Origin of the sequence: Acidovorax sp. Root70 (genome assembly GCF_001428225.1) — a bacterium.
Lineage (GTDB): Bacteria > Pseudomonadota > Gammaproteobacteria > Burkholderiales > Burkholderiaceae_C > Acidovorax.
Genome location: NZ_LMHQ01000002.1, coordinates 112,267 through 135,315, shown reverse-complemented (window position 1 = coordinate 135,315; position 23,049 = coordinate 112,267). Strand labels below are relative to the sequence as shown.

The window sequence follows — 23,049 nt, the reverse complement described above, 5'->3', positions numbered from 1 at the left end:
TTGCGAACAGGCTCTGCGCTGTACCAGCCTTTGGTTGGCCAGCCCAGGCTTCAGCCCAGCACTTCGCGCAGGGCGGCTTCGTACAGGCCGGTGAGCTTGTCCATCACGCTCAGCAAACGCTCGCTGGTGGTCGCCACCGCGTTCAGCCCTGCGTCATCGGCGGGGCGGCGCAGGGCCGATTCAAAGAACAGCCACTGCGAGTCGGCCAACTCCAGCTCGTTGCGGATGGCGGTGGTGGACACCGGCGCCGCCTTCAGCGTCTGCAGCGCCTGGCGGAAATCGGCCGCGTCGGACGCCAGCTGGGCCTGCACCACCTTGGACTCCACCTTGGCTGCATGCAGAAAATAGTTCTTGGCCAGGCGCTGCGACAGCATGCGCTGGCGGCCCGCAAGGTTGACCAGGCGGGCACTGGGGGCCGGGGCCATTTTCTCGATGGACTCGGTCACGGCCTGTGCAATCAGCAGCGTGCGGTCGGCCTGCTCGGAAGCCGCCACCACCAACGCAGTCTGGGTTGCTGGCGCAGCAGTCAGCTGGTTGAGCAATGCAAACTGCTTTTGCACCTCGGCCAGCTGGCGCCCCACATCGGCCGGCCACTGCCCCGACTGCGTGCCCTTGGCCAGCTCGCTGCTGCCCGACAGGGCCATCTTGCGCGCCAGTCCCATCACATCCACGGCAGCGCCAGGCAGCACCTGCAGGTACTGCTGGCAATAGGCCTTGGCCATGCGTTGCGATAGCGCACGGAACCAGCCCGCATAGTTGATGGCCCCCGACAGCCCCATCTGCGCCTGCGCGCTCAGGGCCCAGGTAGGCAGAAGGACGCCCGCCGCGACCCATTGAACAGCCACGCGGCGCTGGCATGGCATGGCATCGGCTGAAAATTCGCGCGTCAACATGGCAATCCCCTTGAAATCGGATGCCCATATTGTTGCGACGCACCATCCAAAGCGCACTGCGCCATGTCAAAGGCAAGCACACCCACGCCGGGGCAAAACTTGACCGCGATCAACTCCGCGTGCAGGGGCATACCCCCTTAGCACAGGCCCATGCGGCAAAATCGCGCCATGGCCGAACGTGTGATTCCTCTGGTGGACCAACGCATCGCCGCTCTGGCGGCGCGGGTGCCCACGCTCCCCGTAGCCCCCACGGGCCAGCTCACCGACACCCGAGGCCGCCCGCTGCGCGACCTGCGCATCAGCGTGACGGACCGCTGCAACTTCCGCTGCAACTACTGCATGCCCAAGGAAGTGTTCGACAAGGACTACCCCTACCTGCCGCATGGCGCACTCCTGAGCTTTGAAGAAATCACGCGGCTGGCGCGGCTCTTTCTGGCGCATGGCGTGCGCAAGATCCGCCTGACGGGCGGCGAGCCCCTGCTGCGCAAGAACCTCGAAGACCTGGTGGCGCAACTGGCCCAGTTGCGCACCGTGGACGGCGTGGCTCCGGACCTCACACTCACCACCAACGGCTCATTGCTCGCACGCAAGGCCCAGGCCCTGAAGGACGCGGGCCTGAACCGCGTGACGGTGAGCTTGGACGGCCTGGACGATGCAGTGTTCCGCCGCATGAACGATGTGGACTTTCCGGTGGCCGATGTGCTGGCCGGCATCGAGGCTGCGCATGCGGCGGGGCTGTCGCACATCAAAGTCAACATGGTGGTCAAACGCGGCACCAACGACCACGAGATCTTGCCCATGGCGCGCCACTTTCGCGGCACCGGCACCACGCTGCGCTTCATCGAATACATGGACGTGGGCGCCACCAACGGCTGGCGCATGGATGAGGTGCTGCCGTCGGCCGAGCTGATCGAACGCCTGCGCGCCGAACTGCCGCTGGTGCAGCTGGACCCAAGCAACCCCGGCGAAACTGCCGAGCGCTGGGGTTATGCCAATGCAGCGGGCCAGCACGACCCTGCGCTGGGCGAGGTGGGCGTGATCAGCAGCGTGACCCAGGCCTTCTGCCACGACTGCAACCGCGCACGCCTGTCCACCGAAGGCAAGCTCTACCTGTGCCTGTTTGCCAGCCAGGGCTACGACCTGCGCACGCTGCTGCGGGGCGGCGCCAGCGACGAGGCGATTGCCTCGGCCATCGCCCCCATCTGGCAGCAACGCACCGACCGCTACTCCGAGCTGCGCAGCAGCCTGCCTGCCGATACGGGCCAGGGCGCGCGCCGCGTCGAGATGAGCTATATCGGCGGATAGCACGTGACACCTCCCCCTGAGTCGCCTTCGGCGCCTTCCCACTCCTCTCGCGCTGAGCGCTGGGAGAGGGACGCAGCCCTCGCTGCATGAGACCCAACCTTTCAAAACATGATTGACACCCAAGACATCACCGGCCTGGTCCTCGCAGGGGGCCGCGGCTCCCGCATGGGCGGGGTGGACAAAGGCCTGCAGAACTTTCGCGGCCTGCCACTGGCCCTGCACACGCTGATGCGGCTGCAGATGCAGACGGGCAACGTGATGGTCAACGCCAACCGCAATCTGGCGGCCTATGAGGCGTTTGGCACGCCGGTGTGGCCCGATGTGCTGAGCGACTACGCCGGGCCCCTGGCGGGCTTTCTGACCGGGCTGGAGCGCTGCGAAACACCTTGGCTGCTGACGGTGCCCTGCGACACGCCGCTGTTTCCGCTGGACCTCGCCCAGCGCCTGGCGGCAGCGGCAGACGCCGAGGGCGCCGACATGGCCATGGCCGCAGCGCCAGAAGACGACGGCCAAGGCCACGTCACCGTGCGCCCGCAGCCGGTGTTCTGCCTGCTGCGCGTGGACCTGCTGGAAAGCCTGGTCGCCTTCACCCAGGCCGGTGGCCGCAAGATCGACGCGTGGACCAGCCAGCACCGCTGCGCCATCGTGCCGTTCGACCAGCCAGGCGACGACCCCCAGGCCTTCTTCAACGCCAATACGCTGGCCGAGCTGCACGCGCTGGAAAGCAGCAGCGCGCCCCAGGCCTGAGCTGCCCCCCCACCTCATGAACGATCGCCCCCCAGTGGACCCAGCGGATGCTGGCGCGGTACACATCCGCCCCCTGGTCGCCGCCGATGCGGTGGCCTACAAGGCCCTGCGCGACGAGGCACTGCGCACGGCGCCGGATGCCTTCACCTCGGACTACGAATCCTCTGTGGGCCGCGATGCCAGCGAGTACGTGGCGCGGTTTGGCGCGCTGGAGTCCGGCCAGTTCTTTCTGGGCGCCTTCGACGCGACGGGCCAGTTGCTCGGCTGCCTGGGTTGCGAGCGCGAACAGCGCACCAAACAGCGCCACTGCGCCGTGGTGGTGGGCATGATGGTGTCACCCGCTGCGCAGCGCCGGGGCGTTGGCCGGAAGCTGGTGGAGGCCTGCGTGCAGGCCGCCAGCCAGGTGCCGGGGCTGACCCAGCTGGTGCTCACCGTCACCGCATCCAACCCGCATGTGGTGCGCCTGTACGAGCAGGCCGGGTTCCGCGCCTGGGGCCTGCTGCCCAACGCCGTCGTGGTGGATGGCGTGGGTTACGACAAGCTGCACATGGTGCGGCAGCTCTCCCACTGAATTCAAGCCAATCCCACCCATGAAAACCATTGCCCAGATAGCCGCCGAGCTGCAAGGCTACGACCCGCAGGCCCTGAGCGCTGCCGATGTGAACCAGTTTCTGGACCGGCTGGTCGAGCCCGTCACCGCTACTGAATCACTGCCGCTGTTCAGCGCGCTGGGCCGCGTGCTGGCGCAGGACGTGATCTCGCCCGTCAGCGTGCCGCCGCACGACAACTCGGCCATGGACGGCTACGCTTTTGCGGGCGCGCAACTGGTGGCAGGGCAGCCGCTCACGCTGCGCGTGGTGGGCACCGCGCTGGCCGGCAAGGCCTGGGCGGGCACGGTGGCAGCGGGCGAATGCGTGAAGATCATGACCGGCGCCATCATGCCCGCCAGGCTGGACACCGTGGTGCCGCAGGAGTTCACCACCGCCACTGCCGGCGGCCACATCACCATCGCTGCCGATGTGCTGCGCGCCGGCGATAACCGCCGCTTCAAGGGCGAGGACATTATGGAAGGCCGCGTGGCCCTGGCCCGTGGCGAGCTGCTGACGCCCGCCGCCCTGGGCCTGGTGGCCAGCCTGGGTCTGCCCACCGTCACGGTGGTCCGCCGACTGCGGGTGGCGTACTTCTCCACCGGCGACGAGATCCTGAGCCTGGGCGAGGCTCCCCGCGAAGGCGCCGTGTACGACAGCAACCGCTACACCGTGTTCGGCCTGCTCACGCGCATGGGCGTGGAGGTGATTGACCTAGGCGTGGTGCGCGACGAGCCCGCGCGGCTCGAAGCCGCCTTCCGCCAAGCGGCCCAGCAGGCCGACGCCATCATCACCAGCGGCGGCGTGAGTGTGGGCGAGGCCGACCACACCCGCACCATGATGAAAAAGCTGGGCGACGTGGCCTTCTGGCGCATCGCCATGCGCCCGGGCCGCCCCATGGCCGTGGGACGCATCGGCAACGCAGAAAATCAAGCCCTTTCGGCCTCAAGCGCTACTACATCAAGCGCCGGCAGCTATCAAAATGATATCAACACACCCACCGGTGGTGCTGTGCTCTTCGGGCTGCCCGGTAATCCGGTGGCGGTGATGGTGACCTTTCTGGCCTTTGTGCGCCCCGCCCTGCTGCGCATGATGGGGTGCACCCGCGCGGCGCCGCCGCTGCTGCGCGCCATCAGCACCGAGCCCATGCGCAAGAAGCCCGGCCGCACCGAATACCAGCGTGGCCTGGTCACCACCGCCGCCGACGGCACGCTGGAGGTGCGCACCACCGGCAACCAGGGCTCCGGCGTGCTCAGCTCCATGGTGCAAGCCAATGGGCTCATCGTGCTGCACCACGGCCAGGGCAACATTGCGGTGGGCGATGCAGTGGATGTGATGGTGTTTGAGGGCGTGATCTGACACGGTAATGCGCCGCCAGCCGGTGCATGGCATCGGCCGCCAAGGTAACCTGAAACCAGCCTCTCGCCCTGTTCACAGACACGAATCACGCCATGCCCTACGCCGCACAACACCTTGCACAACCCCCATCCCGAGACGATGTGGACCGCCTGCCCGGCGCCACAGTGGTCGAGTTCGGCACACCCTGGTGCGGCCACTGCCAGCGCGCACAGCCACTGATCGAAGCCGCCCTGAAGGACCGCGCGGACATTGCCCACGTCAAGGTCGAAGACGGCCCCGGCCAGCGCCTGGGCCGCACGTTCGGTGTGAAGCTCTGGCCCACGCTGGTGTTTCTGAAAGACGGTAAAGAGGTCGCGCGCCTGGTGCGCCCGCAGGGTGGTCCGGAGATCACGCAGGCGCTGCAGGCAACGGTCTGAGGGCCGAGAACAGCGGGCTCAAGGGACGGGTGCCGCGAGGCTGAAAACGCCCTCTGCGCCCCGTCCTGCATCGCCGCCCAGGCAAAGGGCCCTCGAACAGGCTGCGCACGATGCGCAGTGGGCGATGAATTTACCTGCGGCCCAGAGCTTGATCCACGCCCCGGTTGGCCAGCGCGTCGGCCCGCTCGTTGCCCGGGTCGCCCGAATGCCCCTTCACCCAGCGCCATTCGATGCGGTGCCCGCCGGTGCCAACCAGCGCATCCAGCCGCTGCCACAGCTCCACGTTCTTGACCGGCTGCTTGGAGGCCGTGCGCCAGCCCTTGGCCTTCCAGCCGTGAATCCACTCGGTGATGCCTTTGCGCACGTACTCGCTGTCCAGGTACAGCGTCACGGCACAGGGGCGCTTGAGGGCCGACAGCGCCTCGATCACCGCCATCAGCTCCATGCGGTTGTTGGTGGTGCCCAGTTCGCCGCCAAACAGCTCTTTCTCGGTCGCGCCGGAGCGCAACAATACGCCCCACCCGCCGGGGCCGGGATTGCCCTTGCAGGCGCCATCGGTGTAAATCTCTACCTGGTTCAAACTCTGTTCCTGACAATGTGATGGATGGTTGCTATGGCGGGGCATGAAGCCCCATAGCCACCGCAAAAGACTGTGCTCAAGGCTTGTGCCGGGCCGCGGAAGGGGTAGGCCGCGAAGGACTCACGCCCTGCAGGGATGCCCGGTTGGCAATAGGCACAGTGCCTGCAGCGCGCTGGCGGTGGGTGCGCCAGGCGGGCTCCAGCAAACGCATGCCATGCACCCGTTTGACAGCGACCAAGAAGTAAGCGGCACCCAGAATGGGCCACCACTTCTCACCCAGCGGGTCCATCCAGCCAAAACGCTCCAGCCACTGCGCGCTGCGCACCGCTGGACGATAACAGCCAAAACGGGCTGACTCGACCTCGAAATTCAAAAGCCGCAGCCAATCGCGCAGGCGCCGATAGCCAATGAACTCGCCGACATCGGGCAGGTACAGGGTGCCCCGCCCCAGCCGTTGGTACAGGCGCGCGCGGCGCTGCCGCAGGCCCCACAGGCTGGTGGGGTTCAGGCCGCTGATGACCACGCGCCCTTCGGGCACCAGCACCCGCTCCACCTCGCGCAGCGCGGCGTGGGGGTCGATGCTCAGCTCCAGGGTGTGGGGCAACACCAGCAAATCCAGGCTGGCCGCAGGGAAGGGCAAGGCTACGGGCTCGGTGAGCAGGTCCACCGCACGGCGCTGCAGCAGGCCGCCGTCCTCGGTCTCCACAAAGGCGATGGAGCCCTCCACAGCCTCCTGACCCATGGCGAGCCACTGGTGGGGCATGCGGTTGGCGCGCAGGCCGTCCAGCAGCGGCATGCCGAGCTGAAGGCTGTGGTAACCAAAAATGTCGGCCACCGCCTCGTCAAAGCGCGCCTGCTCCCACGCGAGCAGGTAGCGGCCGGGGGGGGAGTCGAACCAGTGGTGCAAACCTATAATTTGATCGCTCATGAACTTGCTACCGCTGTCCGCCTTTACCGACAACTACATCTGGATGCTGCACGACGGCCGCCAGGCCATCGTGGTGGACCCGGGAGAAGCCGCGCCGGTGGAGCAGGCCTTGCACCGCTGGGGCCTGACATTGCAGGCCATTCTAGTCACGCACCACCATGCCGATCATGTCGGTGGAGTCGATGCCCTGCGCGCCGCCACTGGCGCACAGGTGTATGGCCCTGCACGGGAGCGCATCCCCGAGCCGCTGGTGCGGCTGGTGCAGGGCGACACCGTCAATGCGCTGGGGCTGCAGTTCAAGGTCATCGACGTGCCGGGACACACGGCGGGCCATATTGCCTACCACTGCCCCGACATGGACAGCGCGCCCTTGCTGTTCTGTGGCGACACGCTGTTCTCGGGCGGCTGCGGGCGGCTGTTCGAAGGCACGCCCGCGCAGATGCTCGACTCGCTAGACCGATTGGCTGCGCTGCCCGACAGCACCCGGGTGTGCTGCACCCACGAGTACACGCTGTCGAACCTGAAGTTCGCACGCGCTGTGGAACCCGGCAACGCTGCACTGCTCCACTACAGCAGCCAGTGCGAGGCCTTGCGGGCGCAGAACCAGCCTACGCTGCCCTCGCACATGGCGCTGGAGCGAGACATCAACCCCTTTCTGCGCGTGCGGCAGGGCCCGGTGGCGCAAGCCGCCCAGGGTTACGACGCGCAGGTGTCCCTTGACGACGCAGTAGCAGTGCTGGCCGCGCTGCGTCAATGGAAAAACGAGTTCCGATGAAAATTTTGCACATCGCCTGCCTGGCTGGCCTTTTGTGGCTGACAGGCTGCGCCACCACGGGTTCGGTGCCCGACCAGGCGACTGCCAGCGGCACCAGCACCAGCACAAAGAGCCCCGCGTCACCCCACACCCCCGTCATCCCCAACGGCCCGCTCAAACCCATCACCGCCGCGCAAGCCGCGAGCGGCGAGGTGGCTTCGCTGTCGGCCCCTGCCGACCTGTGGGACCGCATCCGCCGGGGCTTTGCCATGCCCGACCTGCAGCACGAGCTGGTGCAGGACCGTGAGCAGTGGTACGCCACGCGCCCCGACTACATGCAGCGCATGACCGAGCGCTCCAGCAAATACCTGTTCCATGTCGTTGAAGAACTGGAGCGCCGGGGCATGCCCACCGAACTGGCGCTGCTGCCCTACATCGAAAGCGCGTTCAACCCGCAGGCGGTATCCAGCGCCAAGGCCGCAGGCATGTGGCAGTTCATGCCCGCCACGGGCAACTATTTCGACCTCAAGCAGAACGCCTTCCGCGACGACCGCCGCGACGTGCTGGCGTCCACCCGCGCAGCGCTGGACTACCTGCAAAAGCTCTACGGCATGTTTGGCGACTGGCACCTGGCCCTGGCTGCCTACAACTGGGGCGAGGGAAGCGTCGGCCGCGCCATCGCCCGCAACCAGAAACTGGGCCTGGGCACCAGCTACACCGACCTCAACATGCCGGCAGAAACCCGCATGTATGTGCCCAAGCTGCAGGCGGTCAAGAACATCGTGGCGAACCCGGATGCGTTCAACACCGAGCTGCCGCTGATCGAAAACCACCCCTACTTCCAGACTGTGGACATCACGCACGACATTGATGTGTCGCTGGTGGCCACACTGGCGGGGATTCGCGAGGAAGATTTTCGGGCGCTCAACCCGTCGTACAAGCGGCCCGTGATCCTGGCCGCTGGCACGCCGCAAATTCTGCTGCCCTGGGACAACGCCAAGGTGTTCCAGCGCAATCTGGAAGCCAAGAGCGAAGGCCAGTACGCAAGCTGGACCGTATGGTCCGTGCCCACCACCATGACGGTGGCCGAGGCCGCACAGCGTGCGGGCATGAGTGAGGCGGATCTGCGCAGTATGAACAACATCCCGCCGCGCATGCTCATCAAGGCGGGCTCAGCGCTGATGGTGCCGCGCTCCACCACCACCCGGCAGGACGTGTCCTCCCACCTGGCAGACAACGGCCAACTGAGCCTCACCCCCGAGATCGTGAATCGCCGTACCACCGTGCGCGCCGGCAAGGGCGACACGGTGGCCAGCATTGCGCGGCGCTACAAGCTGGCAGCAGCCAGCGTGGCGGACTGGAACGACGTGCGGGCCAATGCTGCGTTCAAGGCAGGCCAGCAGATCGTGGTGTACCTGCCGGTGCGCCAGAACCAGGCGCATGCACGCAGCGGCACTGGCAATGCCCGCGCATCAGCCGCCACGGCGGGCAAGCGCCAGGCTCCTGCGCCGACACGGCGCGGCGGCTCGCCCTCCAAGGTCAAGCGCCGCTGACCCACGCCCCTCCAGGCGGCGAGGGCTCCGTAGGTCCGGCCAGTGCCGGTGCAACGCTCAGAAGCGCAGCGTGTGCATGCCCAGCAGCCCCAGGATGCCCATGATGATGAGATAGAGCGCCACGATGGTGCTGAGCAAACGCGGCATGACAAGAATGAGGATGCCCGCAATCAGGGAAACGAGCGGGCCGATGCTGAGGCTCAGCGACATGGTGAATGGTCCTTGAAAAATGGCACAGGGGCGGCGCAGCAAAACCACGGCCAGCGCGGCCTGGGTGATGCATAGAGCATGGTTCAATTGCCGTGCAACGGGCAGGCGCCAGACACTGTAGTCGATGCCAGGGGCCGTTAAGAACGTGTCTACGATCTCGCAGGGAATTGCGGTGCTTGCCTACAGCCAAGCTATTGGCTGCACGCCGCGCCTTGCATTCCCTCCCGCACGGGCCACTGTGAGACCCGGGGAGATCGGAAATGTGTTCTAAGACCTGCCGGCAACCTCGAACCGTCAGACGCTGTACTTCTGGCGGGCCTTGCGCACGAATTCGTTGGTGGAAGTGCGCGCCAGTTCGACCTTGGCCTCGACCAGTTCGGGCAACGCGCGCGACAGCATGCGCAGCGCCGTGGCTGGGCCTTCGTCGGGCATCAGGCCGTTGGTGGAATATGTCTCACGCACTCGGCTGAACGCCGCCAGATAGGTCCCCCGGTCACCCATGAGGTAGGCGGCGGGCACTGCCTTCACGAGGTCTGCCGGGGCTGCCGTCTGCAGCCACTTGAGCGCGTGCACGATGCCGTTGACCAGTGCCTGGGCTTGGGCGGGCTGCTTCTGGATGAATGTCTGAGGCGCATACAGGCAACTGGCGGGCATGGTGCCACCGAACATGTCTTGCGCCGCCTTGAGCGAGCGCAGGTCTCCCACGATGCGGGTGTCCGCCTTTTGCTCCAGCAAAGTCATGATGGGATCGGCATGGCACAGCGCATGCACCTGGCCGGAGCGCAGCGCGTTCATCGCATTGGCGCCCGAGCCCACGCCCACAAAAGTCACCTCCCGCAAAGGCACGCCTGCACGCATCAGCATCAGACTGGCTGCCAAGTGGGTGGACGAGCTCACCGAGGACACGCCCACCTTGCGCCCCGCCAGGTCGCCCAGATCCTTGTACGCCGGTACCGACCGCAGGGACACACCGAGCGCCAGTTGTGGCGCCCGTCCCTGCACCACCAACGCTCGGTAGGCATGACCGCGCGCCTGTGCACGCAACACATGCTCAAACGCACCGGAACAGACATCGGCCGCGCCGTCCTGCACCGCCTGCCAGGCCAATGCTCCCGCTGAATAGTCGCGCACCACCACGTCCAGGCCTTCCAGACGGAAGTACCCCAACGCATCGGCCAGCGCCAGCGGCAGGTGGTACAGAACGCCCTGCCCGCCCACTGCCACCGTCACCCGCCCCAAAGCGGCGCCATCGGTTTGCGCAAGCACCCGGGTCGCAGGTGCCCACACCGCAGCCGCCGACAAGGCGGATACGGCGCCAAAGGCGCGGCGAGTGAGTGGAGGCAGAGACATGGAATCAGGAAAAAAGACAATGCTGCATTGCAACAATCGTGCCTCAGCACTGGCCAAACCGCATCAGGGTGAATCCCTGCGGGTTACTACGTACCGTGATCAACGGCCTCCAGCGGAGGCGTACCGCCAAAGAGGCGGCATACACCCGTCAAGCTCAGCGATAGCCGATGAAAAGGATGGCGATATTGACCAAAAAACCACCGGCCCAGACCGCACTGCGTGCCGTGGGCATGTCGGCCACGTACATCATCACGTAGAAAATACGCAGCAACACATACAGCAGCGCCAACAGGTCCAGCAGCGTCTGCCCTGCGCCCAGCAAGTGCGCGATGATGACCGCGCCGATAAAAAACGGCAGCGCTTCGAAGCTGTTGGCCTGCGCCGCGTTGGCACGCCCGCGCCAGTCGGTCTGCTGCGAGAGCCAGCCGCGCGGGTCGTGGTTGTCAAAACCGCCCTCTTTGCGGGACTTGCCCAAGTTGCCGCTTTTGGCAAGCCAGGCGCAACCGATGGGCAGCAGTGCGGCGAACAGCACGCACCAATAGGCCACGGTAAACCGTGCGACGTGCATGGTGGTATTCATTGTTGAGGCTTTTGAGAGTGCAAGCGCAATAACTACAAGCGCTGGCAGCTATTAAATTGAGAGTATTTTAGCGGCAGATGCTGCCCGGTCTGAGGCCACCAGACGCCTGCGTGTCACCGCCGATCCACCAGCGCATGCGCGATGGTGCCCAGGTCCACGTACTCCAGCTCGCTGCCCACCGGCACTCCCCGCGCAAGTCGCGTCACATGCATCCCCCGGCTCTTGAGTGCCTCGCTGATCACATGGGCCGTGGCTTCGCCCTCGGCATTGAAATTGGTCGCTAGGATCACCTCCTGCACGGTGCCGTCCGTGGCGCGGTCCATCAGCTTGTGCAGGCCGATTTCCTTCGGCCCCACCCCATCGAGCGGACTCAGGCGCCCCATCAGCACGAAGTACAGCCCCTTGAAAGCCCCCGTACGCTCCAGCGCCGACTGATCCGCCGGCGTCTCGACCACACACAGCCGTGTGGCATCGCGATCAGGGTCCAGGCAGGTGCTGCACACCTCGGCCTCGGTGAACGTATGGCAACGCGCACAGTGGTGCACCGTGCCCACCGCCTCCGAAAGCGCCCGCGAAAGCGCCAGCGCCCCTTCGCGGTCATGCTGCAGCAGATGAAACGCCATGCGCTGCGCAGACTTCACCCCCACCCCCGGCAGCCGGCGCAGCGCCTGGATCAGAACGTCGAGGGAGTTGGTGGTGGACATGGACAGGCTGGAGGTAAGGCGCGTGGGTTGGTAAGGCTTGGATGAGTAAGGCTTAAACAGGGCCAACTCAAACGGATGTGAGAAGAAAATGGGATGTGCTCCCCGCCTTCACACCCCACCCTCAAGGGCGTAGCGGGCGGGATCAGCAGCTAGGCGGACGGAGCACAGCCACCGGAACGTACTTGCGGTACGTGAGGATGGCGAGCACCGCCCAACGACGCAGATGGCCCGCTCGGTAGCCAGTATCAGAAAGGGAATTTCATGCCGCCGGGGAGGCCTGGCATCCCTTGCGTCAGCTTGCCCATCTTTTCCGATGAAGTCTCCTCGGCCTTGCGCACTGCGGCATTGAACGCAGCGGCCACCAGGTCTTCCAGCATGTCCTTGTCTTCGGCCAGCAGGCTGGGGTCGATGGTGATGCGCTTGACGTCGTGCTTGCAGGTCATGACCACCTTCACCAGACCCGCGCCCGATTCGCCCTCGACTTCGATGAAGGCCAGTTCATCCTGCGCCTTCTTGAGGTTGTCCTGCATGGCCTGGGCTTGCTTCATGAGGCCAGCGAGTTGTCCTTTGTTGAACATGGTGTTGTTTCCTTTTCAGTTTCTAGTGAATGAGTAACAGAGGTTGTTTGTCCGTCATGCAGGCTTGATGCTGCCCGGCACGATTTTCGCGCCGTAGTCACGCATCAGCGATTGCACGAAGGGGTCGTTGTGCACGATTTCTTCAGCGCGGCGCTGGCGCTCGGCAGCGGCAGCGGCGTTGCGGCGCGCGGGGCTGTCGATGACCACGCCCACCTCGACGCTGATCTGGGTGGCATGGCCTGCAGCCTCCAGGGCCGCACGCAGGCGCTCGCGCGCCGTGGGCTGGTTGAGCGACTCGCGCTCCACGCGCAACAGCCAATGGCCGCCGTCGCGCGCCACCAGCTGCGACTGCAAGGCCAGCTCGCGCACCAGCGCCGTGATGGCCTCGGCAGCCACCAGTTGCTGCACCGTGGCGTACCAGACATCGCCCTCTTCGGTGGGCGTATAGCGGGCGGACACGGGGGTGGGTGCAGACAGCGGAAGCGGCTGCAGCCGCTCGCCGGGCTCGGGCGACTCGCGCACCGGAATTGCTACATATTCAGGAGCATTTGGTGCTTTCGCTGATTGCACTATCCCGGAATTTTGCCCCAATCTCTCGGGTGCACGCACCGGCAACGCCGTGGCAGCGGGCGCAGCGGCAGTGGCCACCGCACCAGGCTCGTCAGACCCTGGCCATGGGGGGGGCTCGGAGTCGTGGAGAGGCTCTGACCGAGGGTCTTCAGCGGCGGCGGGTGCGGGGCCTGCAGCCACGCCTGGAGCCGACGCCGGGGCCGCGGGCGCTGGCACCACAGACAAGGACTGCGGGGCGGCAACCGCCCGAGCCACTGCACGCTCGGGCACTGCCAACATGTCTGCAGCACCTGCTGAGACGGTGCCCGAAGTCGGCGTTTCAGCCCGCGTCAGAGTTTTTTTTTCAGCCGGTTTGCCAACGCTGCCTTCTGGCTTGAAAGCCAGCAGGCGCAGCAGCACCATGGTGAGCGCCGCGTACTCATCGGGCGCCAGGCCCAGCTCGCCGCGCCCATGCAGGCACAGGCTGTAGAGCAACTGCGTTTCGTCAGCAGGCATCAGCGCGGACAGGCGGGCGGTTTCGGCGGCCTCGGGGTCGTCGACATCCACTGCGCCTGCCATCTGCGGTACGGCCTGGAACACGGCCATGCGCTGGAGCACGGCGCTCATTTCTTCAAGCGTGGAAGCGGCCGACAGGCCGTTCATGCGCAGCGTGTCCGAAGTCTCCACCACGGTTTTGCCGTCACCCTGGGCCAGAGCCTCGATGAGCCGAAACACATAGGAACGGTCTACTGCACCCAGCATCTGGCGCACGCCCGCCTCCTGCAACTGGCCGCTGCCAAAGGCAATGGCCTGGTCGGTGAGCGAGAGTGCATCGCGCATGGAGCCCCGCGCGGCTCGCGACAGCAAACGCAGCGCCTGCGGCTCGGCAGGCACGTTCTCGGTCGCCAGCACCTGCGTGAGGTGCGAGAGCACCGTCTCGGGCGCCATGGGGCGCAGGTTGAACTGCAGGCAGCGGCTCAGCACCGTGACCGGCACCTTCTGCGGATCGGTCGTGGCCAGCACAAACTTGAGGTATTCGGGCGGCTCTTCCAGCGTCTTCAGCATGGCGTTGAACGCCGTGTTGGTCAGCATGTGCACTTCGTCGATCATGAAGACCTTGAAGCGCCCTTGCACCGGCTTGTACACGGCCTGCTCCAACAGGCTTTGCACCTCATCCACGCCACGGTTGGAAGCCGCGTCCAGCTCGGTGTAATCCACAAAGCGGCCACTGTCGATGTCTGTGCAGGCCTGGCACACGCCACAGGGCGTAGCGGTGATGCCGCCCGTGCCATCGGCCCCCTGGCAGTTGAGCGACTTGGCCAGGATGCGCGACACGGTGGTCTTGCCCACGCCGCGCGTGCCGGTGAACAGGTAGGCGTGGTGCAAGCGCTGCTGGGTGAGCGCATTCGACAGGGCCTGGACCACATGCTCCTGCCCCACCATTTCGGTGAAATTGCGAGGGCGGTACTTGCGGGCGAGCACGAGGTAAGACATGCGAGCGATTCTACGGGCTGGGCCGTACGCACCTTACGCGGCCCGGGCAAACAAAACACCCATTGGAAAATCGGGACCTTCATCCGACGTACAATCGCCAGTGACGGGCCTCCTCGCATGGTGAAGCGGCCAACCGGGTCAGGTGGGGAACCAAGCAGCCCTAACCGTGGAGTCAGTGCCGGGGGTAAGGCTCGTCAACTTCTTCTTTCTTTTTGCGCGGTCGCGCAAAAACTCCCTCTCTTCAGTATTTCCGCAGCAAGCAGTGGCAGGCCGTATCGGCTTGCGCGAGGCCCTGCTTTCCACGGCGGCTCTAGCGTCAAGCCGATAAGCCACGCAGCCAGCGCAACGCGCCCTCCCCCGCCACCCGGCCGCTGGCCATGCTGGCCGTGAGCAGATAGCCGCCGGTAGGCGCCTCCCAGTCCAGCATTTCCCCTGCGCAGAACACGCCCGGCAACGCCGTGGCCATCAGGTGCGCGTCCAGCGCCTCAAACGCCACGCCGCCCGCCGTGCTGATGGCCTCGTCCAGCGGGCGCGCAGCCACCACGGTAATGGGCAGGGCCTTGATCGCGTGGGCCAGGGCCACGGGGTCGTTCATGCCGTCTTTGCCCAGGTGCTCATACAGAATGCCCGCCTTGATGCCATCCAGGCCCAGACGGCTCTTGAGGTGGCTCGACAGCGAGCGCGAGCCCCGCGGGTGGCGCACTTCCACCAGCACGCGCTCGGGGCTGTGGTCGGGCAACAGGTCGAGGTGGAACGTGGCATGGCCATGGGCTTGCACCTCGTCGCGCAGCAGGTGCGAAGCGGCATAGACCAGGCTGCCCTCCACCCCCGTGGCCGTGACCACAAACTCGCCCCGGCGGCTGAAGCTGCGGCCCTGGCTGTCGGTGAAGCTGAGCACCACGGTCTTGAAGGGCTGGCCCACAAACTTCTCGGAAAAATGCGGCGTCCAGCCCACCGTGGGTGCGGGCGTGCGGCCCAGCAGCTCTTGCAGAAATGCGCGGCGCGTTTCGCCCGCCGGTGCGTCGGCGCGCAGCACATCAAAACCACAGTTGGAGGGGTGCAGCGGCTCAACAGCCACACCCCGCTGCGCCAGCAACGGCACCCAGGCGCCATCCGACCCCAGCCGCGCCCAGCTACCGCCGCCCAGCGCCAGCAGCACCGCCTTGGCGGCCACACGCACCTCGCCTGCGGGTGCGGCCAAGCGCAGAGCCCCGTCCTCGGCCCAGCCCAGCCAGCGGTGGCGCATGCGGAACAGCACCCCTTGCCCGCGCAGGCGCTGCAGCCAGGCGCGCAGCAGCGGCGCGGCTTTCATGTCGGTGGGGAACACACGGCCCGACGTGCCCACGAAGGTCTCCACCCCCAGCCCCTGTGCCCAGGCGCGCAGCTCGGGGCCGCCAAAGGCGCGGACCAGCGGCTCGATCTGCTGCTCGCGCCCGGCATAGCGGCCCACAAAGGGTTCGTGCGGCTCGGAATGCGTGAGATTGAGCCCGCCCTTGCCCGCCAGCAGAAACTTGCGCCCCACGGACGGCATGGCGTCGAACACATGCACGGCCACGCCCGCCTGGGCCAGCACCTCGGCGGCCATCAGGCCCGCCGGGCCGCCGCCGATGACGGCCACTTCGCATTGCAATGCTTCCGCAGACAGGGTGGGCGTATCGGAAGAAGAAAGGGTGTGAGACACGGAAGGGCCTTGCTAAAAAAGGGACGTTGCGCAGGGTATGGTGCCGGCGGACCACTCAGAACAAGGAGCCTTGCGGAGAATCCGCCGGCCCCGTCTGGGCGCGCTGGCCCTCGGGCTGGGCTGCGGCGACCGGCGCAACGGGGGCGAGAGTATGCCCCACGGCCGAAGCCTGGGCGGCGGATGCCCCTTCCGCGCCGTGCGCATCGCCCACCATGACCCAACGCCCGTCACCCGTGAGGAAGGCGGCGTAAACCGCCTCGCCCGGCATCAGCGCCTGTACCGCTTCGCGGTAACGTCGCAACTGTGCCACCAGCGCCTGCTGACGCTGGGGCTGGGCGGCGCTTTTGTAGTCCAGCACCCACCAGCCTGCCGCAGCATCCTCGGCGTGCGCTGCGCGCCGCTGCACCAGCCGGTCGATGCGCAGGCTCTGGCCCTGGTAATGCAGTGGAACCTCGTTGATGGCGGTTTGCACCAGCGCCGGGTCCCACGCCCACGCGCCCTCGCCCGCCAGAATGGCCTGCGCCATGCGGGCGGCCTGCTCGGCGGCGGCGGAGGTGATGTCGTGGTCCGCAGCCAGGCGGGCGAGGCGCACGGCGGGCCAGCCGTGCGCGCGCAGATCGGCCAGCGGGGCACCGGCCACGCCGGCCTGCTCCAACAACTGGTGCATGGCGTCGCCCTGGCGAGACAAGGGGGTCGATTCGGCATCGCCCGGCATGGCCACGGTGGCATCACCTTCGAGCCCTACAGCGGTGTGGACGCGCGCGCTCTGCAGTGCCTCGGGCAACGCTGGCAGGCTGGGGATGGTGAAGGTTTGCGCGGGTGCTGCGGCGTCCACCCCCTGGGGAGGCAAGGCAAGCGCCAGCACATCCACCTCGGTCACCAACGGGGCGAGCCGGTTCCACCAACTGCCTGGGGCCGAGTTACCGGGTTGCACCGACGACAGCGCCAGGCAATGCTTGGCGCGCGTCATGGCCACATAGAGCATGTTCAGCTCCTCGCGGCTGCGGGCCTGCTGCTCGGCGGCCAGCGCGGCTTCTGCGCTGGGCGGCGGATTCGATTCGCTGGCCAGAAAGACGAAGGCCGAGGGCACAGTTTGCTCGCCAGGCCAGTCCACCAGCACGCCCATGGTTTCGGCCTTCTGCGGGCGGGTGTCGGTGTCGAGCAGCAGCACGCAGTCGGCCTCCAGCCCCTTGGCGCCGTGCACTGTCAGCAGGCGAATGGCCTGCGCATCGGCCCGGCCAGGGGCACGCACGCCGCCTTTTTTCATGGCCCGCACAAAGGCATAGGGCGTGAGGTAACGCCCCCCGTCGTGCTGCAGCGATGCCGCCAGCAGTGCGCGCAGATTGGCCTGCACGGACTGACGCTGGGTGACAGGTGCTGCGGCAGCAAAGCGGGCCAGCACATCGCCGTGCTCGTAGATGGCGTGCAGGGCATCATGCGGCGGTAAATTGCCCACCCACTTCTGATATTGGGTCAAAACGGCTCCAAGCGCCTGATTTTCATGCGCCAACAGCTCACTTTTCAATAGCAAATCAAACCAACTGCAACCCGCATGTTCAGGCTGGCGGCGCAGCAACGCCAAGGTCACCAGCGCATCGTCGCCGAGGCCAAACAACGGCGACTTGAGCGCGCGGGCCAACGAGAGGTCGTGCGTGGGCGAGACCAGCGCATCGAGCAGCGCCACCATGTCCTGCACCTCGGGTGCGTCGAACAGGTCGGCTTTTTCGGGCTGCACACAGGGCAGGTGCAGGGCGCGCAGGGCCTCTTGCATGCTGGCCAGGCGGTCGCGCTTGCGGGCCAGCACCAGCACCTCTTTGGGTGGCGTACCGCTGGCAATCTGCGCGGCCACCCAGGCGGCGGCCTGGGTGCATTCGCGCATGCGCTGGGTTTCTTCGGCCTCGTGGCGCGGTTCGGTCAGGCTGTCGCGCCAGGCCAGGGGATCGCGCGCGGCGCCTTGGCTGTCGTCATCCGCATCGACGATGGCGGGCAGGCGCAGCAGCTGGCCTGGGTGTTTGGATTCGGTGGTGTGGTCACGAAAACCGCTGGTCTCGTGCTGCGCCTGGGCTTGGCCCATGACGGCGTTGACGGCGCCAATGACGCCCTGCGCGTTGCGGCGCGTGTGGTCGCAGCTGAGCAGGTCACCGCCCAACCCGTCACGCACAAAGGCCTGCGCGGCAATGAACACCTGCGGCTCGGCGCGGCGAAAGCGGTAGATGCTCTGCTTGGGGTCGCCCACGATGAACACGCTGGGCGCGGCAGAGCCACCACCCGAGCCTACATAGCCCGCCAGCCACGCGTGCAGCGCCTGCCACTGCAGCGGGTTGGTGTCCTGGAACTCATCCACCAGCAGGTGGCGGATGCGGGCGTCCAGCCGCTCCTGCACCCAGCCACTGAGCACCGGGTCGGCCAGCATGACCAAGGCCGTGCGCTCCACATCGTTCATGTCCACCCAGCCGTGCTGCTGCTTGACCGCCACGAATTGCGCAATCAGGCAGCGCGCCAGCCGGGCCATGCGCTGCTGGTGCAGCCAGGCCTCGTGCTGGCGGCGGGCAGTGAGCAGGCGCTGCAGCTCGGGCTCGGCCTCTTGCGCGGCGGGGAACTTCTCCAGGTTCTTCGACAGGCGGTCTTCCTTTGCGACGAACATGGCTTTGCGCAGCATGTCCAGGCGCTGGTTCAGGTCGGCGCAGGCCAGCGCGTCGATGATGGCGTCCGCCGCCTTTTGCGGAGTCTTGTTGGACTCTGCTCCCAGGGCGCTGGCCCAGTTACGCCAACGTTGCTGGGCGGCCTCGGTCTGCAGGGCCTCGGCGGACTCCGTCAGCGCAGCCAGTTCGGGGTACGCCTGCTGGAACGGCGGCACCGAGGCATCGACCACGCCCGCCTCGTCGGCCAGGTCAAACTCCACCCGCTTGGCCAGTGCCGCTGCCAGCGCTTTGTGCGTTTGCGAGCGGCCGTGGCGGGCCACTACGGCCTCGTAGTCGGCACGCAGGCTGGCGCTGTCGGCCACGGTCTGCAGGAACGGCGGCCAGACCTCGCGCACAGCCTCGGCATCGTCTTCCAGCAGCTCAAAGTGCGCGGGCAGTCCTTGCTGCTGCAGCAGCGCCAACGGGGCCGTGCCCAGCAGCGCGGCAAACCAGCTGTGGAAGGTGCGGATCTGCACCGGGCGGCCAGCTTCGAGCAGTTGGCGGTATAAATTTTGTAGCGCCTCGCGCTTTTCCAGTGCGCCCTGGGGGCTGATTCCGCGTGCAATCAGCTCGGCGGTGAGTTCTTCGAGCGGCTTGTGGCTGAACTGCTCCAGCCACTCTTGCAGACGCTGGCGCATTTCGCCCGCGGCTTTTTTGGTGAAGGTGATGGCCAGAATTTCATGCGGCGCACAGCCATCGAGCAGCGCCCGCAGCATGCGCGAGACCAGCATCCAGGTCTTGCCCGCGCCCGCGCAAGCCTCCACCGCCACGCTGCGGGCAGGGTCGCAGGCGATGGCGTAGAAGGCCTCGCGCGAGACGGGGCGGCCGTTGTGTTCGTAGGCGGCCTGGGTGGCGGGGGAATTACTGGCGGTCATGGCGTCTCTGGCGCGGGCAGTGCCTGCTCGGCATCTGCCCAATAGTCTTTGCGGCACAGGCCGCGCACGGCGCAAAAATCGCACACCGAGCCCTCGCCCAGCGCAGGCAGCGGCGCACCGGCGGCGATGCGGGCCATGTCGTGCTGTATGCCTTCGATGAGTACATCGCGCAGGTGCACCACCTCGTCCTGCTCGTGCAGTTGCGTCTCGCCCCTCTCACCCACATTGACATAGGCGGCGCGCAGCGTGTCGTGGTGCAGCAGGGCGGCGTAGAACGGCAACTGGGTGTCTTCTGCGCCACTCTTGATGCGCTGGCGGGTGACGCTGTCGCTCTCGGTCTTGTAGTCGATCACCAGCACCGTAGGCTCGCCGGTACTGGAGACGCCGTCGATGCGGTCGACGGTGCCGATCAGCTCCAGGTCGCCCAGCGGCTGGCGGGCCTTGACCTCGGCCTGGCGGAACATTGCGCCTTGCTGCTCGTGCCCGGCCAGCCACTGCAAATAGCCGTCGCGCAGTTGTGCCCAGCCGGCGGCAAAGGGCAGGAAGTCGCCGTCTTGCAAACGCTGCTCGCGGGTGACGGCCTCGGCGGCGGCGTCCATGCGCACGCGGCGCTCATCCAGACCATCGGTCGGCTCCGCCAGCAAGGCTTCATGAAAATGCTGCAGTACCGCGTGCAGCCAGTTGCCAAAGTCACGCTTGTCCACTGCGGCGTCCAGCTCGTCAGCCTCGCGCAGGCCCAGTTGGCGCTGAGCGAAAAAGCGGTAGGGGCAGTGGCGCAGATCGGAATATGCGGTGGACGACAGCTGCGCCACTGGCAGGGCCTGGCCCACGGGCAGGGGGCGCCGCGTGGGCACTGCGGCCAGTGCGCGTGCCGCGCGTTCATCGACGCCGGGTACGGCGACGCCCTTCAGTTGAAGCGCCAACACCAGGGCACTGGCCAGCAGAGGCTCGCCGCCCTCGTCGCCCGTGCGCCACAGCACATCGACCACTGGGGTACGCAGGGCATAAGCCCAGGCGGCACGCTGCGCGGCTTCCAGCGATTGGCGCGTGGGCAGGCCCCAGGCTTCGCGCTGGGCTTGGGACCAGTCGCCGGTAGGTTCGGGCGCAGCTTGCAAGCGCTTTTCATCGCAGCCCGGCAGCACGGCGGCCGCGAAGGGGCGCCCCAACAATTGGGGCATGGGCAATACAACCACCGGCGCATCGGCAGCCTGTGTGGCCACGTAGCGCCCGGCTTCCAGCACGTCTTTCACCCAGCGGGTGAATTCCGCCAGCGTCATGCGGCGGCCCGCGCGCTCGCCCCAGCCGTCCAGCTCAGCCTGTTGGCCGTCTTGCAAACGCAGTGCAGCCAGTACGCGCATACCGGCGGGATCGGCCTGCAGGCCTTGCCATTGGCCCGCCTGCTCCAACACCGCGCGCAGGGCGGGCAGCCACTGCGCCAGCGGGCGCGCGGTGCGCAGGGTGTCGCGCCAGGCCTCGACGTTGGCCACGGTACGGGCCAGGTGGGGCTGGGCACTCAGATCACGCGCGGCTGCTGCGCTCCAGTGTTGCACCACGCCTTTGCGCAGCCATTGCTCCAGCCGATTCACCTCACTTGGCATCAGCGCAGGCGTGTGCTTGATCCAGTCCAGCACCTCATTGGACGAGGCGTTCCACGCCGCGGCCTGCAGCGCGGCCATGACGCGAGACGCAGCACGCGTGGTCGAGAGAATCCAGCCACTCTCGTCACGCACCAGCACACCACTGCTGTCCAGGTGGGCCAGCACCCGGCGTATCAGCGCCCGGTCCGTGGCCGCCAGGGCCACAGGCACGCGGCCTTGCTCGATGTGGCGCAGCACACAGGCCGCTGCGCGGTGGGCCTCGTCCTCTGCGTCCGTCGCAGCGTGCAAGGCCCACCTCGGCAACGAGCGGTCGTCGTCGATCAGGGCAGGCAACGCGATAAACAAGCCCTGGGGGCCCCAATGCGCCTGCAGGGACCGGGTCAGCGCGTCGGGTTGAAACCCCTCCAGCACCACCAGCGCGTCCACTGCCGCGCGCACGCCGGGCTCGAACAATACATCGGTCGCATGGCGCGACGCCAGCACCCATTCCAGCGCCAGGCGCGCCACCAGGGCTTCGTAATGCAGGGCCGTGCCTTCGTCAGCCTGGGTCAGCAGCTTGCGGGCCTCATCACCCCAGGCCGCACGAAGTGCGGGGGGCACTGCCGCGACCACCGGAGCCAGTTGGGCAGCGGCTTCCTGCAGGGGCGTGGCCAGCATTTCGCGCTGGGCACCCTGCCCCACGCGATCCAGCAGGGCGCGGGCCGTCAAGGTGTCACGGCCCACGTCGCCGGCCAGATCGTCCCCTTGGGGCTCAAAAGACTGCAACTGGTGGGCCCAGTTGCGGGTGGTTTCGAAGCGCGGTGCAAAGCCCTGCGGCACCTGTTGGGCCCAAAGGCGTTGCGCCCAGGGCATCAACTGGGCATAGGGCACCAGTACCACCGTACGCGCCAGATGGGCGCCATGGGCCTTGGCATGTGCGGCCACTTGGGCCAGCGCACGTTGCCACAGGACCGCGCTGGCGGAGGAAAACCCACCAGGCTGATCGCTTTTCGCTATGACTGTCATAGCGTCGCAAGACCCGGCCACACCGGTGAACGTGGGATTGGTTTCTGTCACAATGCCCAGACTTTAAACGTACACCGGTCGCAACCCGCCCAAAATCAAGGAATTCCGCCATGGCCAGCGAACTCATCAAACATGTCTCTGACGCCAGCTTCGAAGCCGACGTGCTCCAACCCGGCTCCGCTGTGCTGGTGGACTACTGGGCCGAGTGGTGCGGCCCCTGCAAGATGATTGCCCCCATCCTGGACGAAGTCGCAGGCACCTACCAGGGCAAGCTGCAGATCGCCAAGATGAACGTGGACGAGAACCGCGAGATCCCCGCCAAGTTCGGCATCCGTGGCATCCCCACCCTCATGCTGTTCAAGGATGGCCAACTGGCTGCCACCAAGGTCGGCGCGATGAGCAAGGCCCAGTTGACCGCCTTCATCGACCAACAACTGGCCTGACCCCCTTCCCCAAGCCCCACGGTAAGAATACCGCTGGGGCTTTTTTGTTGAGCGATAGATCCGCGGGGAAACAACAAGTCGGCAGCCGCGTGAGTCTGCGCCTTGCGCCCCTGAAGCCCCCGCATTTTTTCCTGTCATAATTCCCCCAGATCACCGGGCTGCATGCATTGGCAGCCGGA

The 23,049-nt window shown here is 66.7% G+C and carries 20 protein-coding genes and 1 other RNA gene; 9 read left to right on the top strand and 12 right to left on the bottom strand.

Translation table 11 applies throughout. The features are described from left to right. Positions 1-50: 50 nt before the first annotated feature. Positions 51-893 carry a type IV pili methyl-accepting chemotaxis transducer N-terminal domain-containing protein gene (locus ASD94_RS02260; protein WP_056638008.1) on the bottom strand — a complete coding sequence of 281 codons (843 nt, stop codon included), beginning with the start codon at positions 891-893 and terminating at the stop codon, positions 51-53. A gap of 168 nt (positions 894-1,061) precedes the next feature. On the opposite strand from ASD94_RS02260, the gene moaA reads away from it, so the two are divergent. The 5 genes from moaA (at position 1,062) to ASD94_RS02235 (ending at position 5,307) form a co-directional block, all read left to right on the top strand. Next, positions 1,062-2,198, top strand: a complete 1,137-nt coding sequence (gene moaA / locus ASD94_RS02255; RefSeq protein WP_056638088.1) for a GTP 3',8-cyclase MoaA — start codon at positions 1,062-1,064, stop codon at positions 2,196-2,198. Between the two features lie 108 nt (positions 2,199-2,306). Continuing rightward, positions 2,307-2,945 carry a molybdenum cofactor guanylyltransferase MobA gene (mobA, locus tag ASD94_RS02250; RefSeq protein ID WP_056638005.1) on the top strand — a complete coding sequence of 213 codons (639 nt, stop codon included), beginning with the start codon at positions 2,307-2,309 and terminating at the stop codon, positions 2,943-2,945. Between the two features lie 16 nt (positions 2,946-2,961). Further along, on the top strand, positions 2,962-3,516 hold the full coding sequence (locus ASD94_RS02245) for a GNAT family N-acetyltransferase (RefSeq protein ID WP_056638002.1): 555 nt from the start codon (positions 2,962-2,964) through the stop codon (positions 3,514-3,516). A 19-nt stretch (positions 3,517-3,535) separates the two neighbouring features. Continuing rightward, a complete protein-coding gene (gene glp, locus ASD94_RS02240; RefSeq protein WP_056637999.1) occupies positions 3,536-4,891 on the top strand; it encodes a gephyrin-like molybdotransferase Glp in 1,356 nt (451 codons plus the stop codon). 92 nt (positions 4,892-4,983) lie between these two features. Beyond that, complete coding sequence (locus ASD94_RS02235; protein ID WP_056637996.1) at positions 4,984-5,307, top strand: thioredoxin family protein; 324 nt, start codon at positions 4,984-4,986, stop codon at positions 5,305-5,307. A gap of 130 nt (positions 5,308-5,437) precedes the next feature. On the opposite strand, the gene rnhA is transcribed toward ASD94_RS02235, so the two are convergent. Together rnhA and ASD94_RS02225 are read right to left on the bottom strand one after the other, a co-directional pair. Further along, complete coding sequence (rnhA, locus tag ASD94_RS02230) at positions 5,438-5,887, bottom strand: ribonuclease HI (RefSeq protein ID WP_056637993.1); 450 nt, start codon at positions 5,885-5,887, stop codon at positions 5,438-5,440. 76 nt (positions 5,888-5,963) lie between these two features. Further along, positions 5,964-6,815, bottom strand: coding sequence for a class I SAM-dependent methyltransferase (locus ASD94_RS02225; RefSeq protein ID WP_056637990.1), 852 nt, complete (start codon positions 6,813-6,815; stop codon positions 5,964-5,966). On the opposite strand from ASD94_RS02225, the gene gloB reads away from it, so the two are divergent. After that, the gene (gloB, locus tag ASD94_RS02220; protein WP_056637987.1) at positions 6,814-7,590 is read left to right on the top strand and encodes a hydroxyacylglutathione hydrolase; all 777 of its coding nucleotides are present in this window, start codon (positions 6,814-6,816) and stop codon (positions 7,588-7,590) included. The genes ASD94_RS02225 and gloB overlap by 2 nt on opposite strands. Further along, the gene (locus ASD94_RS02215) at positions 7,587-9,122 is read left to right on the top strand and encodes a transglycosylase SLT domain-containing protein (RefSeq protein WP_056637983.1); all 1,536 of its coding nucleotides are present in this window, start codon (positions 7,587-7,589) and stop codon (positions 9,120-9,122) included. Before gloB ends, ASD94_RS02215 begins: the two co-directional genes overlap by 4 nt. 57 nt (positions 9,123-9,179) lie before the next feature. On the opposite strand, the gene ASD94_RS22995 is transcribed toward ASD94_RS02215, so the two are convergent. The 6 genes from ASD94_RS22995 to dnaX all read right to left on the bottom strand — a co-directional run bounded on the left by ASD94_RS22995 (position 9,180) and on the right by dnaX (position 14,587). After that, positions 9,180-9,332, bottom strand: a complete 153-nt coding sequence (locus tag ASD94_RS22995; RefSeq protein ID WP_015013605.1) for a DUF3096 domain-containing protein — start codon at positions 9,330-9,332, stop codon at positions 9,180-9,182. 294 nt (positions 9,333-9,626) lie between these two features. Further along, positions 9,627-10,682 carry an ABC transporter substrate-binding protein gene (locus ASD94_RS02205; protein ID WP_082576717.1) on the bottom strand — a complete coding sequence of 352 codons (1,056 nt, stop codon included), beginning with the start codon at positions 10,680-10,682 and terminating at the stop codon, positions 9,627-9,629. Positions 10,683-10,836: 154 nt separating this feature from the next. Further along, positions 10,837-11,262 carry an MAPEG family protein gene (locus tag ASD94_RS02200; protein ID WP_056637977.1) on the bottom strand — a complete coding sequence of 142 codons (426 nt, stop codon included), beginning with the start codon at positions 11,260-11,262 and terminating at the stop codon, positions 10,837-10,839. A 113-nt stretch (positions 11,263-11,375) separates the two neighbouring features. Further along, entirely contained in the window at positions 11,376-11,966 is a 591-nt protein-coding gene (gene recR / locus ASD94_RS02195) for a recombination mediator RecR (RefSeq protein WP_056638083.1), read from the bottom strand. A 245-nt stretch (positions 11,967-12,211) separates the two neighbouring features. After that, positions 12,212-12,544, bottom strand: coding sequence for a YbaB/EbfC family nucleoid-associated protein (locus tag ASD94_RS02190; RefSeq protein WP_055398201.1), 333 nt, complete (start codon positions 12,542-12,544; stop codon positions 12,212-12,214). A 54-nt stretch (positions 12,545-12,598) separates the two neighbouring features. Continuing rightward, a complete protein-coding gene (gene dnaX, locus ASD94_RS02185) occupies positions 12,599-14,587 on the bottom strand; it encodes a DNA polymerase III subunit gamma/tau (protein ID WP_056637974.1) in 1,989 nt (662 codons plus the stop codon). A 102-nt stretch (positions 14,588-14,689) separates the two neighbouring features. On the opposite strand from dnaX, the gene ffs reads away from it, so the two are divergent. Further along, an RNA gene (gene ffs / locus ASD94_RS22990) (signal recognition particle sRNA small type) lies at positions 14,690-14,786 on the top strand. Between the two features lie 117 nt (positions 14,787-14,903). On the opposite strand, the gene ASD94_RS02180 is transcribed toward ffs, so the two are convergent. From ASD94_RS02180 to ASD94_RS02170, 3 genes are read right to left on the bottom strand one after another with little or no spacing between them, the layout of a single operon-like run. Next, on the bottom strand, positions 14,904-16,268 hold the full coding sequence (locus ASD94_RS02180; RefSeq protein WP_056637971.1) for a TIGR03862 family flavoprotein: 1,365 nt from the start codon (positions 16,266-16,268) through the stop codon (positions 14,904-14,906). Between the two features lie 55 nt (positions 16,269-16,323). Beyond that, positions 16,324-19,824 carry an exodeoxyribonuclease V subunit beta gene (locus tag ASD94_RS02175; RefSeq protein WP_056637968.1) on the bottom strand — a complete coding sequence of 1,167 codons (3,501 nt, stop codon included), beginning with the start codon at positions 19,822-19,824 and terminating at the stop codon, positions 16,324-16,326. Continuing rightward, a complete protein-coding gene (locus tag ASD94_RS02170) occupies positions 19,821-22,427 on the bottom strand; it encodes a PD-(D/E)XK nuclease family protein (protein ID WP_056637965.1) in 2,607 nt (868 codons plus the stop codon). The genes ASD94_RS02175 and ASD94_RS02170 overlap by 4 nt, the downstream gene beginning before the upstream one ends. A gap of 110 nt (positions 22,428-22,537) precedes the next feature. On the opposite strand from ASD94_RS02170, the gene trxA reads away from it, so the two are divergent. Further along, positions 22,538-22,870, top strand: coding sequence for a thioredoxin TrxA (gene trxA, locus ASD94_RS02165; protein WP_008906761.1), 333 nt, complete (start codon positions 22,538-22,540; stop codon positions 22,868-22,870). Positions 22,871-23,049 lie beyond the last annotated feature (179 nt).

Coding starts and splice junctions, on each gene's coding strand:
- ASD94_RS02260 (WP_056638008.1), bottom strand. CDS start 893: ATGTTGACGCGCGAATTTTCAGCCGATGCCATGCCATGCCAGCGCCGC.
- moaA (WP_056638088.1), top strand. CDS start 1,062: ATGGCCGAACGTGTGATTCCTCTGGTGGACCAACGCATCGCCGCTCTG.
- mobA (WP_056638005.1), top strand. CDS start 2,307: ATGATTGACACCCAAGACATCACCGGCCTGGTCCTCGCAGGGGGCCGC.
- ASD94_RS02245 (WP_056638002.1), top strand. CDS start 2,962: ATGAACGATCGCCCCCCAGTGGACCCAGCGGATGCTGGCGCGGTACAC.
- glp (WP_056637999.1), top strand. CDS start 3,536: ATGAAAACCATTGCCCAGATAGCCGCCGAGCTGCAAGGCTACGACCCG.
- ASD94_RS02235 (WP_056637996.1), top strand. CDS start 4,984: ATGCCCTACGCCGCACAACACCTTGCACAACCCCCATCCCGAGACGAT.
- gloB (WP_056637987.1), top strand. CDS start 6,814: ATGAACTTGCTACCGCTGTCCGCCTTTACCGACAACTACATCTGGATG.
- ASD94_RS02225 (WP_056637990.1), bottom strand. CDS start 6,815: ATGAGCGATCAAATTATAGGTTTGCACCACTGGTTCGACTCCCCCCCC.
- ASD94_RS02215 (WP_056637983.1), top strand. CDS start 7,587: ATGAAAATTTTGCACATCGCCTGCCTGGCTGGCCTTTTGTGGCTGACA.
- ASD94_RS22995 (WP_015013605.1), bottom strand. CDS start 9,332: ATGTCGCTGAGCCTCAGCATCGGCCCGCTCGTTTCCCTGATTGCGGGC.
- ASD94_RS02205 (WP_082576717.1), bottom strand. CDS start 10,682: ATGTCTCTGCCTCCACTCACTCGCCGCGCCTTTGGCGCCGTATCCGCC.
- ASD94_RS02200 (WP_056637977.1), bottom strand. CDS start 11,262: ATGAATACCACCATGCACGTCGCACGGTTTACCGTGGCCTATTGGTGC.
- recR (WP_056638083.1), bottom strand. CDS start 11,966: ATGTCCACCACCAACTCCCTCGACGTTCTGATCCAGGCGCTGCGCCGG.
- ASD94_RS02190 (WP_055398201.1), bottom strand. CDS start 12,544: ATGTTCAACAAAGGACAACTCGCTGGCCTCATGAAGCAAGCCCAGGCC.
- dnaX (WP_056637974.1), bottom strand. CDS start 14,587: ATGTCTTACCTCGTGCTCGCCCGCAAGTACCGCCCTCGCAATTTCACC.
- ASD94_RS02175 (WP_056637968.1), bottom strand. CDS start 19,824: ATGACCGCCAGTAATTCCCCCGCCACCCAGGCCGCCTACGAACACAAC.
- ASD94_RS02170 (WP_056637965.1), bottom strand. CDS start 22,427: ATGACAGTCATAGCGAAAAGCGATCAGCCTGGTGGGTTTTCCTCCGCC.
- trxA (WP_008906761.1), top strand. CDS start 22,538: ATGGCCAGCGAACTCATCAAACATGTCTCTGACGCCAGCTTCGAAGCC.